Origin of the sequence: Nostocoides veronense, from assembly GCF_039531185.1 — a bacterium.
Classification (GTDB): domain Bacteria; phylum Actinomycetota; class Actinomycetes; order Actinomycetales; family Dermatophilaceae; genus Nostocoides_A; species Nostocoides_A veronense.
Map to the genome: position 1 here is coordinate 16,704 of NZ_BAAAPO010000042.1, position 12,677 is coordinate 29,380.

Below are 12,677 nucleotides of genomic sequence, written 5' to 3' on the forward strand. Positions count from 1 at the left end.
GGCTTGAATGAAGCATGATCTTCGGCCGCCACCCCAAGCCCATGCCGACCGCGCAGGACGCGCTGCCGGGACGTTCGACCCCGGCCTTCACGGTGCCCGAGACACACGCCGTGTTGGGCGCCCCGCTTGCGGGCCCGTGGCCGGAAGGCACCGAGGTGATCTATGTCGCGATGGGCTGCTTCTGGGGCGCCGAGCGGATCATGTATCGCCTGCCCGGCGTCGTGACCACCGCTGCCGGCTATATGGGCGGCTACACCCCGAACCCCAGCTATGAGGAGACGTGCACCGGGCAGACCGGCCACACCGAAGCGGTCCTCGTGGCCTATGATCCCGCGCGCATTTCCGCTGGTCAGATCCTGAAAGCCTTCTGGGAGAACCACGACCCGACGACGGCCAACCGCCAGGGCAATGACATCGGCACGCAGTACCGCTCGGCGATCTACTGGACCACCCCCGGCCAGGAGGCCGCGGTGCGACGCACGCACGCCGCTTTCCAGGGCGAGCTGATCAAGGCCGGCGCCGGCGACATTACGACCGAGGAGCGGCCCGCCGCCGAGGCCGGGACCTTTTGGTATGCCGAGGACTACCACCAGCAGTACCTCCACAAGAACCCTGCGGGCTACTGCAATCACGGCCCGAATGGTCTCAGCTGCCCGGTGGGCGTCGCGGACTTGCCGCCGCAAGTCGACATCGAGCCGCCGAGCGAATCCGCCTGACGGGCAGTGGATTACACAATCCAGGCAGGCTTCTGTGCCGAGTGCGCCCACGCGCTGGTCCGGCCAACGAACAAGGGCACGATCTACCTGCGCTGCGGACTGGCCGCGAGGGACGAACGCTTCCCCCGCTATCCGCGCCTGCCGGTGCTGAGTTGCCCAGGCTTCCAGCCCATGGTGGCTAGCGACCGTCCCCGCTGACGCCTCGGTCCAGCCGCCCGCGGGCACGAAGACGTTAGCTGGATTCGACTTCGCGTCGGCCGCGGGGCAGCACCATCAACACCAGCCAGGCACCGCCGACCACGAAGGCGCCGACCATAAGCCACGCCTTCCAGAAGGTCTCGTTGTCGATCAGGTTCTGCCCGAAGGCGACGCCCAGGCCATAGATGATGGCCAGGGTCGCGACGATCACTCGACTCTGTTCCTTGCTCATGCCCGATCTCCCATCCACGGAATGAGGACGAGGAGGAGCCCAGCAGCGGCAACGAGCGCCGCACCGCCCATCGTGTAGACGCGGCTGGAACGCGGCCAGTCCACGAACTTCGGCAGCACCGCGAAGCCCACGCCATACAAGGCGGCGATCAATGCGGTTACAGCCAAACCCGTTTCGGCAGTCATGGTCTTGCCCTCCTCGTCAGCAGTCGTCCTGTTCGACTGCGGTGCTAGGCAGTCTGTCAATCCAATCCGGCTACCCGGAGGGCAGATTGGGCAACGGCCAGGTCACGCCTGCGTAAATCCCGACGGCGGCATACGTAGTCCACGCGGAAGAAGACGCAGTGCTACCTACCCCGGCTGCAGACGGCCACCGGGTGGGAGAGAATCCGCGATCGCGAGATCAGGGGTGACGCGGTGACTTTGCCTCCCGGGCCCGCTGCACGATGGGAACCGTGATGAGCCAGACGAGGGCGAGCGCCAGGGTCACGATGCGCACGCGCAAGCCGAACCGATCCTGCGCGGTCTGCGGCGCCGCCGTGTGAACCAGCATCGTCAGTTCGGCGATCGGGAGCAGCGGCACCGCGAGCGCGGCCAGCAAAGCCGTGCGCCCGTTCCGCCGCGTGAGCGCACCCAGCACACCCAAGGCTGGGCCCGTGAGCAGCGCCCCCATCAGCCAGAACCGCGCGTCGGCCCACGCCGTGGCGAGGGGGTCTGGAATCGGCATACCCGGCGGGAGCTGCTGCGAGGAGACGGACGAGGAACTTCTGTCGTAGGCGTAGTCGCTCGCGTAGTAGCCGAGCACGGCAAGGACCAGGACCCCCGCGCCGCCCAGCGCCGCCCAGCGCAGACGACCGCCGGCGCGCGGGGTGACCAGCCAGCCCGCGAGCACCGCCGCCACCGCCCACGCCCAGCCCGTGCCGAGGGCGGCACTGACCGCCTGAGCCCACCGAGTGTCCTGGTGGTTGAGCCAACTCGTCCCCGGCCCGAGGGCCAGGGCGAGCAGCATCAGCGCCGCGATCCCTCTCCCCCGCATCGCGCAAAACTACACCGCGGCAACGGAACTCACAGGACGGTCAGGGAGTATGCGGAGGCCTCCCCCGCTATCAGTTCCCGCGCCCACGTGGGATCGACAAAGGCCGCCGTGGCCCAGACATCGGCCCACACCAGGCTTGGGCCGACGACCGTGGCGCTGCCGTCGCGGCATACGACTGCCCCGGTGCGGGGATCGGTGATGTGCGCGCCGCGGGCGCGACTGCCGGAGGTCGCGACGGCGCCCTCGACGACCTCGACGGTGGCGGCGATGGCATCAGGCTGGCGCGGGTCTTCGATCCCGATCGTCCAGGCCGGCGCGACGCCTCGCATACCGGGGCCATGGCCGATCACCATGTCCCCACCGGCGTTGAGGCAGAACGAGATTCCGGGCACGACACGCAGCATGGCGGCCGCCTGCTCAACCGCCCAGCCTTTGACGAGGCCGGTGGGGTCGTATGCCGGCCGCGCACCCTCGTGGTTGCGCCAGGCGGTGAACAGGCCACCGGTGCGCTCTTCGGCCTCCAGGCATAGGTCGACAATCTCGGCCTGCCACTCGTGGGCCTCGCCCGCGATCACCGCGCCCGCTTGCAGCAAGCTCAGTTCGCTATCGCTGCGCCACAGACTGAAGAGGTCGTCGACCTTGCGCAAGGTCGCAAAGACATTCGCCGCGGCCTGTTCGATGTCGGCTCGCTGAACATCAATTGCCTTGATGTGCAAGGAGATCGGCATACCCATGATGATCTCGACGAAGGCCCGGCGCTCGATGATCGGTCGAAGGGCCAGCGGGGCGGTGATCGCGGTCATGCCAGGTGCGCCTGGTCGATCGCCGACTGCAGCGACTGGGTGTACCCGACCGAGGTCACCGTGGCGCCCGAGATCATGTCGATGCTCGCACTTTGGGCGGTGACGGCCTCCTGGTTGAGGATCGGCACGGCATACGAGTTGATCTGCTGATCGCGGGGGTTGTCCCATGGGATCTGCAGCACATCGGATTTCGTGATCTTGCCATCGGCAACGGTGATTTGGACCTGCACCAGACCCCAGCGGGTCATGACCGCGTCACCCGCGTAGGTCGTGGCCCCCGACCCACTCGTCTTGGAGGTGCTGGACGAGGTCGAGCTCGACGCGCTACTGCTTGTGGGCGGCTCACTGGAGGACTGGGTTGTCGCGTCCTGCGCGCTCGACGCCGCAGCGGTTGTGTCTTGGGTTGCTGCGGACGACGCGGCGTCGGTCGTCGCGTTCGCGTCGGTCGTCGCGTTCGCGTCGGTCGTCGCGTTCGCGTCGGTCGGCGCGACGGCGGCGGTTGCCGTGTCGGCGTTACGCGACGTGGGATAACTGAAGAGCAGGACGATAGCGCTCAGTGTGCTGAGCAGCCAGAGCGTGATTCGGCGCATGGTGGGTCTTCTCCTGGGAGCGTATTAGTAGGCGAAGTGTTCGATGTGAATGGCGTCCTGCGGCACGCCCGCCTCCCGAACGGCCTTCTCGGCGGCGGCCATCCACGGCCCGGAGCCGCAGATGAAAACGTCGTGCTCAGTGACATCCGGGACCAGGCGACGCAGGGCCTCGACATCGCCGAGGGCGGCGACACTGGCGGGGAGCCAGGAGTCACGTCCGGGGATCCGGTGCCCGTCCAGGACGAGGTAGCGGCCGCCCCGCTCCTGCGTCAGCTGCTCGATCTCCGATCCGAGCACCGTCTCGCGACGGTCGCTGACCCGATGAACAACCGTCACCTGGCCGACGTTCGCGGGGAGCGATTCAAGGATGGCGCGCAGCGGCGTGATACCGATGCCAGCCCCGAGCAGCAAGACCTTGGAGCGCGTGCGGACGCCGGGGTGCAGGCGGCCATATGGCCCCTCGATGTGCGCTTTGGTGCCGATCGGCAGCTGGGCGAGGCGGGCGCTGCCATCGCCGAGGTGCTTGACCGTGATCCGCATCGTGTCGTCGAGGGGCGCCGCCGATAGCGAGTAGGGGTTGGCGCGCGTCCAGCCGGCCCCGTCCTGGAAGCGCCAGTTGAAGAACTGGCCGCCTTGGGCCTTGAGCCGGTGCGAGCCCCGGCCCTGCAGGGTCACGGTGGTGACATCCGCCGCCTCAGCGCGGACGTCGACGACGTGCAGGGCAGCGCGGCGGGAGCGCACCAGGGGCACAGCGACGCGCCAGATGAGCACGGCGGCGAGGGTGACGGCATACAAGCTCCACCAAAAGATCGTCGCGGCCTTCGAGGACAGGAACTCCTGCCCGGTCCACAACTGGTGCGGGAGCGCGAGGCCAGCCCCGAGATAGCCGTAGAGGTGGATCAGGTGCCAGGACTCGTAGCGCAGCCGGGCGCGCGCGGCGCGGATCGAGGTGACGACGATCATCACGAGGCAGAGCGTTCCGGCGATCGCGAGCAGCATGCCCGGGTAGTTGACGGTGAAGTCGACGATCGTGGCCCACAGCCCGGCCTTCGAGGCGGCGGCATAGCCGAGGGTGATCAAGAAGATGTGAGCCAGCATCAGGTTGAAGGATGTGAACCCGATGAGGCGATGACTGCGCACGAGTTCGTCTTGGCCCCAAGCCCTTTCGAACCACGGGATGCGCGCCATGAGGAAGACCTGGACCAGCAGCAGGGCCGAGGCGACCAGGCCGGTCAGCCGGCCGAAGCTGGTGAGGAATCCGGCGATCGTGCCAACATCCTGCAACCCGCTGCCGTGCACCCACAGCGCGGTGACGCCGAGGAGCAGCGCCCAGAGCGCGGCTCCCGAGGTGTCGCGCCACCACGCCGGCGTATGCCGCACCGAGGCTGGTGCTGGCGCGGCCGGTCGCGGGCTGCCGGCACTCGCGCCGACCCACTGGACGGGCTCGTCGACCACGGTGGCGAGGTGCGCGGGGGCGGCGGTCGCTGTCATACCGAGAAAACTCGGGCCGCTCCCTGTGGGGAGCCTGTGACGGCCCCATGCCGCACCTACGTGAATTTCCCAGGGGTGCGCCCGGACTTGGCTAGACTTAGTCCATGACCGTCCAAGTCAATGTGCACGAGGCCAAAACACAGCTGTCACGGCTCATCGAGGCCGTGCTTGCCGGGGAGCAGGTGACGATCGCTCGCGCAGGGAAGCCGGTGGTGGACCTGGTGATTCACCACGCCGACATCGTGTGCTTCGGTGTTGACGGGTGGAGTCAGCGCTCGGTCGACCCAGCGATCTTTGACGGCACAGACGATGACATTCAGCAGCTCTTCCTAGGCGTGTGATCGTGAGCGCGCCCCGTCGACTCCTCCTGGACACCAATGCCGCCCTATGGGTATTGATGGACAGCCCTCGTCTTGGTCAAGGCAGCCGCCTGCTGATCCAAGCTGCTGAGATCGCTTGCTATTCAGCGGTTTCCGTGGTCGAGATCTCGATCAAAACGATGTTGGGCAAACTGGCCCCTCTCCCCGATTTCGCGGAGGCGTGTGAACGGGCGGGACTGAGGGAGCTTCCTCTGGACGCGGAGGCCGCGGCGCGGCTGACGGACTTTCCACAGCTTGCCCGGCATGATCCCTTCGATCGAATGCTGCTCGCGCAATCCGCCAGCATCGGCCTCACGCTCCTGACCTCCGATGCAACCTTGCTCGGCCTGGGGCTGGTCGGCGTTCGAGACGCGCGGACATAACGCGATCAGGTGAGGATGTCGTAGCCCAGGCGGAGCACGAACGCGACGACGACGGCGATGAAGACGGCGCGCACGAAGCCGGATCCTCGGGCGACGGCGGTGCGGGCGCCGACATACCCCCCGATGAGATTGCAGCCGGCCATGATGAGGCCGACCCGCCACATCACGTGGCCACCCGGGATGAAGACCGCGAGGGCGCCGATATTGGTCGCGAGGTTGACGATCTTGGCCTTCGCGGTGGCTTCGAGGAAGGCATAGCCGAGCAGGCCGACGATGGCGAAGACGAGGAATGAGCCGGTGCCCGGGCCGAGGGCCCCGTCATAGACGCCGATGAGCAGGCCCGTCATCATGGCAAGGGCAGTATGCCGAATGCCGCTGTGCCGCAAGGCAGTCACCGATCCGAGATCGGGCTTGAGGAGGGTGTATGCACCGACGAGAAGGAGCATCACGAGCACGATGGGGGTGAAGGCGGCTTTGGGGATATGCACGCCGATGAAGGCGCCGCCGATAGCGCCCGCGCAGGCAACGATGGCCATGGGAAGGGCAGTGCGCAGGTCGGGTCGCACCCGGCGGAAGTAGGTGATCGAACTGCTCAGGGTGCCGGTGATCGAGGAGAGTTTGTTGGTCGCCAACACCTGTGCCGGGCTCGCTCCAGGCACACCGATCAGCAGTGCCGGGATCTGGATCAGCCCGCCGCCGCCGACGACGGCATCCACCCAGCCTGCGCCGAGCGCCGCGAGTCCGAGCCATACCTCGATTGGCGCGTCATTCAGCGCCACGCATCCACCACCTGGAGGATGTCCAGGAGTTGCTGCACGGTCGCGTCGGGAGTCGCGTCGACGGCCACGCGCTGGACCTGCGGCAGGTCCGAGTGCGGGATCCAGATCGCGCGCATCCCGATCTGTTGCGGTCCCCAGACGTCCTCGAAGAGCCGGTCGCCGACATAGACCGATCGCTCCGGTCGCGCGCCGACGGCGGCAAGCGCCCCCTCAAACGCCTCGGCATGTGGTTTGACGACGTGGATCTCCGAGGAATAGACGTCCCCGTCGAGCAGTTCGAGCACGCCGTCCCGGGCGAAGATCTCGCGATGGTAGTCCCGCGTCCAGATCGTGTTGGACAGGACTCCGACACGAATACCTCTGTCCCGCAAGCCTTCCCACAACGGGCGCACCTGCGGGTCAGTGACCGTGTGCGGCTCCCAGAAGCGCCGGTATGCCGCGAGCGCCAGCAGGTGCCGGTCGTGCTCCGGATCGGCGCCGGCGTCGCGCAGGATCGCCTCGAGATGGGCGCTCGAATGCTCTGAGCGCCCACGGGCCCACGCTGTGGCTTCGGCCGCGAGGACCCGCTCGGCCAACTCGTGTGCCGCGGCGAGGTCCGCCTCGGGCACGTCCGCCGAGTCCAGGGGGATGCCGTGCACCTCCCGCGCGTACACCCGCCACTGCTCGCCGAGGTCGACCTCGTGCCACGGCGTCAGCGTGCCGCCCCAGTCGAAGATGACGGCCTCGATCGCGCCTCGGTCTTGCGTCACGCCGCAACTGTAGAGCCGCGGGGGCGGCCGGCCGCGGTCAGCGCCAGATGACAGCGCGACTTTGGGGATATCCGGTCGCGTAGCTCGTCTCCGAGCCGACAACGACACCCGCATCGTTGATATCGGCCGCCGCCACGGGCCATTCGCTGAGTCGGGGCAGAGTTGATGGGAGCTCGCCGGGCGAGGACCACAAGAGGGCATGGGCGTCGTACCTGCCGTATTGGAACTCGCTGTTCCCGACGATGACGTCGTCCGCGTTGACCGCCACCGCCTGCGGATTGAGTTCGTTCGGCGCGCGCAAGGTCCGGGCCAAGGAGCCATTCCAGAAGAATCCGGCGAGATAACCGCCCGCGACCTTCCGGCTGCCGACTACGTGCCCGATCCCGTTGATATCCGTCGCTGTCGACCCGACGCCGACGGGAAGGTAGGTCACGGTGCCGGATCGGAAGATGACTGCTCGATCTGGATCCTTGCCCAGCCCCGCTTGGCCGGCGACGACGCCGGCGTCGTTGATGGCGTTCGCTGACGAGCCATCACCGCCAGGCAGAGTCTTTAGGAGGCCGCCGCTCCAGGTGAAGGCTCTGGTCGACCCGCCGTCGACCCAGGTCGTGGCCTTACGGATTGCTTACGCGCTGGCCGGCCGTAGCTAGCCGCTCGCGTCAGCGCGCGATCTCGGCCCGGATCTGGGCGAGAGCGTCGGTGGTGCTGACCGAGCGACGCTCCCCGGAGCGTCGGTCCTTGATCTCGATGGTGCCCTCGGCCAGGCCCTTGCCGACCACGACGATCGTCGGGATGCCGATCAGTTCGGCGTCCTTGAACTTCACACCGGGGCTGGCCTGCTTGCGATCGTCGAAAAGCACCTCGATGCCTTCGGCCTGCAGTGCGCGGGTGAGTTCCTCGCCATAGGTCAGGATCGTGTCATCCTTGCCGGCCGCGACGATGTGGACATCTGCCGGGCTGATATTGCGCGGCCAGACCAAACCGAAGTCGTCGTGATTGCCCTCGGCGATGCAAGCGACGGCGCGCGAGACACCGACGCCATAGGAGCCCATGATCACCGTCTGGAGCTTGCCGTTCTCGTCCAGGACCTTCAGGTCGAGCGCCTCGGCATATTTGCGGCCGAGCTGGAAGATGTGGCCCATCTCGATGCCGCGCGCGGACTCCAAGCCCTCGCTGCACGACGGGCAAGCGTCGCCGGGTCGGACGTCAGCGGCCTCGATCGTCCCATCGGCGGTGAAGTCGCGGCCGGCGACGAGCCCGATGACGTGGCGGCCCTGTTCGTTGGCGCCGGTCACCCACGAGGTGCCCTCCGCAACCCGCGGGTCGAGGAGGTAGCGGACCTTGGCGCTGCCCTCGGCGCCCAGCGCGCCCGGGCCGATATAGCCCTTGACCAGCGCCGGATTCGCCGCGAAGGCCGCCTCATCGAAGGCCTCGACGACGGCCGGCTCGACCTGGGCGGCAAGCCGCTTTTCATCGACCTCGCGGTCGCCGGGAACACCGATCGCCAACGGCTCGCGGGTGCCGTCCGGGTGGACGAGCATGACGATGACATTCTTGAGCGTGTCGCCAGCCGTCCACTCTCGGTCCTCGCGCGGGAAGGCCGAATTGAGATGCGCGACAAGGGTTTCGATGGTCGGAGTATCGGGAGTGTCCTCGGCGTGGGCGGCCGGCAGGTCCGCATACGACACCGGCTCGGGGGCGGGGACGCGCACGGCCTCGACATTCGCGGCATACCCACAATTGGCGCAGCGGACATAGGTGTCCTCGCCGTTTTCGGCGGTCGCGAGGAACTCCTCGCTCTTGGAACCGCCCATGGCGCCGGCCATAGCCTGGACGATGACGTAATGGAAGCCGAGGCGGTCGAAAATGCGGACATAGGCGTCGCGATGCAGCTGGTAGCTCTTGTCGAGCCCCGCCTCGTCGATATCGAAGGAGTAGGAGTCCTTCATGATGAACTCGCGGCCCCGCAGGATGCCAGCGCGCGGGCGGGCCTCGTCGCGGTACTTGATCTGGATTTGGTAGAGCGAGACCGGCAGATCCTTGTACGAAGAGAACATGTCCTTGACCGCGAGCGTGAACATCTCCTCGTGCGTCGGGCCGAGGAGGTAGTCGCCATCCTTGCGGTCCTTGAGGCGAAAAACGTTGGGGCCGTATTCAGTCCAGCGGCCGGTCGCTTCGTAGGGCTCACGCGGCAGCAGCGCCGGGAAGAGCAATTCCTGCGCGCCGATCGCGTCCATCTCTTCGCGCACGATCGTCTCTACGCGCTTGAGGACCTTCAGCCCAAGCGGCAGCCACGTGTAGATGCCGGGGCTGACGCGCCGGATGTAGCCCGCGCGCACGAGCAGTTGGTGGCTCGGCACCTCCGCGTCCGCCGGGTTCTCGCGAAGGGTTCGCAGGAACAGGGACGACATACGCATGGCCACAGGGGTTCTCCTGGCTGGGGGTGGGCAACCGCTCAAGGATAACGAGCGGAGCCAAGCCCACTCGACTCCATTACCCCGAGCCGCCTCCGGAGCTGGCTCGCGCGTCGGGGCCCTCACCGCGCAGACGTCGACGTCGGCGCGTAGCGTGGCGGCATGGCTCCCGCACCGTTGACCAAGGACATCGCCGCGCTCGCGGCGCTCTTCGCCACCTCGGGCGTGACGCACTTTGTGCGACCGCAGCATTTCGAGGGCATCGTGCCAAAGATGTTGCCGCGCAAGCGCGAACTCGTCTACGTCTCAGGCGTCGCCGAGCTGGCGTGCGCCGCTGGGTTGCTGCACCCGCGTACCCGCAAGGCCGCCGGTCTGGCTAGCGCGGCGCTGCTCGTCGCGGTCTTCCCCGCCAATGTGCAGATGAGTGTCGACCACGGCAAGCGGGCCCAGCGCGTGGCGGGCAATGCTTCGAATGCCGCCTTTGCCGGCACGCTCGCGCGGTTGCCGATGCAACTGCCGATGATCAAGACCGCGCTGCGGGCGGCCGGCCGGGTCTAGTGGCCAAAGTCAGCACACGTTAGTCAACTGTGCGCACTGTGCAAGGTGCTCACAGTTGACCAACTATTGCTAGCAAGGGTTCGGAAGGGGGGCCTCAGGCGGGCGCCTCGGCGACCCAGCGCATCGGATCGCCCCAGCCCAGGTCGCCCTCGCCGGCCGATTTCAGCGCCAGGGCGACCAGCGTGCGCCGGTGCGCCGCAAAGGTCAGAACGTGGGCGATCATGCCGCCATAAGTGAACACTTCGGCGGGCTCGCACAGGGCGTCGACGAAGGTGTCGTCGAGCCGCTGATCATCAATGGCCGCCCGCACCGCGGTCAGGAAGGCCGGGCCTTCCTCGGCGAGTCGTCGGCGCAGCGAGGTGACCGATTCGTGCTCCTCGACCGACCAGTCATACTCGCGATTGGCCAGTGCGGCATTCCACATCCCCATCTGACCGACCAGGCGCGAGAGCAGGCTGCGAATCGTTTGCTCGTCGTCATCGACGGACAGTTCGATCTGCAGATCGAGCGCCGAATCCTCCAAGCGGGCGGCGACCTCGATCATTTCGGAGACGAGCCAAATGTGGTGTTCGACCATGCGCGTCAACAGATCCATGGCAGTGACCTTTCGGGTTGTCGGCAACCGGAGGCCGCCGGGTGGGTGGAAGTGGACATCGCCAGGTGCGGCGATCCGAATGGAGTCGGGGTGACGGCGCCAGCGGGCCGGCGGGTCGCCGAAGGCCCGGCGGAACGCCCGCGTGAATGCTTCATGCGAGCCATAGCCCGCCTCGGTCGCCACATCGAGGATGCTGCGGTCGGTCGAGATGAGCCGGTATGCCGCACGCTCCAGCAGGATGCGGCGACGCAGGGTCTGCGGCGGCTCACCGGCCACGGAGCTGACGATCCGGTCCAGGTGGTAGCGCGAGAGATGCAAACGGTGAGCGAACTCGCCGCCATCCCAGTCGCGGTCCAGGCCGTCGGCCAGCACCTCGACAAAGGCGCCGAAGGTGTCCTCGTGGTGCGTCATACGACCCAGCATGGGCGCGTCCGACCCGGGAAACTTGATCGAGCTTGCGCAGCTCGTGGCCGTGCCGCCGCCCGCTAACGACTGGCCTACCGCCTGGTATTGGTCGTGATCACCGCCAATACCAGGCGGTAGCTCGGTGTTTAGGTCCGCTCGGTGTTTAGAGCGGGTCAGCAGCGAGGGCGGCGCGCAGGGCGGCGGCGGTTTCGGCGAGCACCCGCTGGCCCAGCGGCGCGGCGAGCATCGTCAGCATCGGGTGCACCGCATCCTCGTGGACGCGCAGGGTGACGGGCACGCCCGCGGCGCGCAACTTCCCGGCATACGCGATGCCCTCGTCGCGCAGCACATCGAAGCCTGCCACGGCGACATAGGCCGGCGGTAGGCCACGGAAGTCCTCGGCGAGCAGCGGCGAAGCGCGCACATCGCTGGGGTCACCATCTGGGCCGAGATAGTGCGCCTCATACCAATCCATATTGTCCTTGGTCAGGAAGTAGCCCTCGGCGAACAGCTCGCGGGAGCGCGTCTGGGCGCCGATGTGGGTGACGGGCACCCCGAGCAGTTGGTATGCCGGCCGGGCACCCCCCTCGCGCGTGGTCACCTGGGAGACGACCGCCGCCAGATTGCCTCCGGCGCTGTCGCCGCCAACGGCGATCCGGCCGGCGTCGATGTCGAGATCAGCGGCGTGTTCGTGCGCCCAGCGGAAGGACGCCACGGCGTCGTCGACGGCCGCTGGGAAGCGGTGCTCGGGCGCGAGGCGATAGCCGACATTGAGCACAGCGACCTCGGCATGCGTGGCGAGGAAGCGGCAGCCCGGGTCGTGCGTGTCGATATCGCCGAGCACCCAGCCGCCGCCGTGGAAGTAGATGAGCAGCGGCAGCGGGCCGGTCTGCCCCGCGGGACGGAAGGGCTTATAGAGGCGCGCGGGGATCGGACCGCCCGGGCCGGGGATCTGCAGCTCCGTCGTGCTCGCGACCCGGCGTTCTGAGCCCGAGAACATCCACGACTCCAGGGCGAGTGCCCGGCGTGCCTCAGGGACAGGCAGTTCGTCGAACTCTGGCTGCGGGAGTTTGGACATGATCGCGAGGCCGATATGCGTATCCGGGTCGAGTCGATGGCCGTCGACGATCCGCGGCTTGAGGTCGGCCCGCCGACGCAGCCGGTCGGGCAAGGCGAGCAGAGCCTCAAAAGCCTTGCGCTGCAATCGTTCTGCCCGTGTCGGGGTGAAACCGGTCATCGGCGTGCTGCCTCTCTTTCGTGCCGCGCCACCCCGAGGTGACGCGGCCCCATCCTCTCGAATGCACCGCCGCTATCGATCGCGCTACCGCCTGGTATTGGCCGTGATCACAGCCAATACCAGGCGGTAGGTC

The 12,677-nt window shown here is 67.6% G+C and carries 17 protein-coding genes; 5 read left to right on the forward strand and 12 right to left on the reverse strand.

Annotated features, from left to right (window positions below; translation table 11 throughout):
• The first annotated feature begins 14 nt into the window (after positions 1-14).
• The gene (gene msrA, locus ABD225_RS12990) at positions 15-716 is read left to right on the forward strand and encodes a peptide-methionine (S)-S-oxide reductase MsrA (RefSeq protein WP_344086049.1); all 702 of its coding nucleotides are present in this window, start codon (positions 15-17) and stop codon (positions 714-716) included.
• A 6-nt stretch (positions 717-722) separates the two neighbouring features.
• Positions 723-914: a hypothetical protein gene (locus ABD225_RS12995; RefSeq protein ID WP_344086052.1), complete on the forward strand. Its 192-nt coding sequence runs from the start codon at positions 723-725 to the stop codon at positions 912-914.
• Positions 915-948: 34 nt separating this feature from the next.
• Here the strand turns inward: ABD225_RS12995 and ABD225_RS13000 are convergent, their stop codons facing one another.
• The 6 genes from ABD225_RS13000 to ABD225_RS13025 all read right to left on the reverse strand — a co-directional run bounded on the left by ABD225_RS13000 (position 949) and on the right by ABD225_RS13025 (position 5,065).
• The gene (locus tag ABD225_RS13000) at positions 949-1,146 is read right to left on the reverse strand and encodes a hypothetical protein (RefSeq protein WP_344086055.1); all 198 of its coding nucleotides are present in this window, start codon (positions 1,144-1,146) and stop codon (positions 949-951) included.
• Positions 1,143-1,331, reverse strand: coding sequence for a hypothetical protein (locus ABD225_RS13005; RefSeq protein WP_344086058.1), 189 nt, complete (start codon positions 1,329-1,331; stop codon positions 1,143-1,145). Before ABD225_RS13005 ends, ABD225_RS13000 begins: the two co-directional genes overlap by 4 nt.
• 217 nt (positions 1,332-1,548) lie before the next feature.
• Positions 1,549-2,181 (reverse strand): hypothetical protein, encoded by a 633-nt coding sequence (locus tag ABD225_RS13010; protein ID WP_344086061.1) that lies wholly within the window; start codon positions 2,179-2,181, stop codon positions 1,549-1,551.
• 29 nt (positions 2,182-2,210) lie between these two features.
• Positions 2,211-2,984 (reverse strand): FAD:protein FMN transferase, encoded by a 774-nt coding sequence (locus ABD225_RS13015; protein WP_344086064.1) that lies wholly within the window; start codon positions 2,982-2,984, stop codon positions 2,211-2,213.
• Entirely contained in the window at positions 2,981-3,574 is a 594-nt protein-coding gene (locus tag ABD225_RS13020) for an FMN-binding protein (RefSeq protein WP_344086067.1), read from the reverse strand. The genes ABD225_RS13015 and ABD225_RS13020 overlap by 4 nt, the downstream gene beginning before the upstream one ends.
• 24 nt (positions 3,575-3,598) lie before the next feature.
• A complete protein-coding gene (locus ABD225_RS13025) occupies positions 3,599-5,065 on the reverse strand; it encodes a ferredoxin reductase family protein (protein ID WP_344086071.1) in 1,467 nt (488 codons plus the stop codon).
• A gap of 104 nt (positions 5,066-5,169) precedes the next feature.
• Here ABD225_RS13025 and ABD225_RS13030 point away from each other — a divergent pair, with 104 nt between their 5' ends.
• Together ABD225_RS13030 and ABD225_RS13035 are read left to right on the forward strand one after the other, a co-directional pair.
• Positions 5,170-5,406: a type II toxin-antitoxin system Phd/YefM family antitoxin gene (locus tag ABD225_RS13030; protein WP_344086074.1), complete on the forward strand. Its 237-nt coding sequence runs from the start codon at positions 5,170-5,172 to the stop codon at positions 5,404-5,406.
• A 2-nt stretch (positions 5,407-5,408) separates the two neighbouring features.
• Positions 5,409-5,807 (forward strand): type II toxin-antitoxin system VapC family toxin, encoded by a 399-nt coding sequence (locus tag ABD225_RS13035; protein ID WP_344086077.1) that lies wholly within the window; start codon positions 5,409-5,411, stop codon positions 5,805-5,807.
• Positions 5,808-5,812: 5 nt separating this feature from the next.
• On the opposite strand, the gene ABD225_RS13040 is transcribed toward ABD225_RS13035, so the two are convergent.
• From ABD225_RS13040 to ABD225_RS13055, 4 genes are all read right to left on the reverse strand, one after another.
• The gene (locus ABD225_RS13040; protein ID WP_344086080.1) at positions 5,813-6,586 is read right to left on the reverse strand and encodes a TSUP family transporter; all 774 of its coding nucleotides are present in this window, start codon (positions 6,584-6,586) and stop codon (positions 5,813-5,815) included.
• The gene (locus ABD225_RS13045; RefSeq protein ID WP_344086083.1) at positions 6,577-7,335 is read right to left on the reverse strand and encodes an HAD family hydrolase; all 759 of its coding nucleotides are present in this window, start codon (positions 7,333-7,335) and stop codon (positions 6,577-6,579) included. The genes ABD225_RS13040 and ABD225_RS13045 overlap by 10 nt, the downstream gene beginning before the upstream one ends.
• Before the next feature lie 37 nt (positions 7,336-7,372).
• Positions 7,373-7,768: a hypothetical protein gene (locus ABD225_RS13050; RefSeq protein ID WP_344086086.1), complete on the reverse strand. Its 396-nt coding sequence runs from the start codon at positions 7,766-7,768 to the stop codon at positions 7,373-7,375.
• Positions 7,769-7,994: 226 nt separating this feature from the next.
• The gene (locus tag ABD225_RS13055; protein WP_344086089.1) at positions 7,995-9,758 is read right to left on the reverse strand and encodes a proline--tRNA ligase; all 1,764 of its coding nucleotides are present in this window, start codon (positions 9,756-9,758) and stop codon (positions 7,995-7,997) included.
• 153 nt (positions 9,759-9,911) lie between these two features.
• Here ABD225_RS13055 and ABD225_RS13060 point away from each other — a divergent pair, with 153 nt between their 5' ends.
• Complete coding sequence (locus ABD225_RS13060) at positions 9,912-10,307, forward strand: DoxX family protein (protein WP_344086092.1); 396 nt, start codon at positions 9,912-9,914, stop codon at positions 10,305-10,307.
• Positions 10,308-10,401: 94 nt separating this feature from the next.
• On the opposite strand, the gene ABD225_RS13065 is transcribed toward ABD225_RS13060, so the two are convergent.
• On the reverse strand, positions 10,402-11,313 hold the full coding sequence (locus ABD225_RS13065; protein ID WP_344086095.1) for a helix-turn-helix domain-containing protein: 912 nt from the start codon (positions 11,311-11,313) through the stop codon (positions 10,402-10,404).
• 157 nt (positions 11,314-11,470) lie between these two features.
• Positions 11,471-12,544 (reverse strand): alpha/beta hydrolase, encoded by a 1,074-nt coding sequence (locus tag ABD225_RS13070; protein ID WP_344086098.1) that lies wholly within the window; start codon positions 12,542-12,544, stop codon positions 11,471-11,473.
• Between the last annotated feature and the right edge of the window lie 133 nt (positions 12,545-12,677).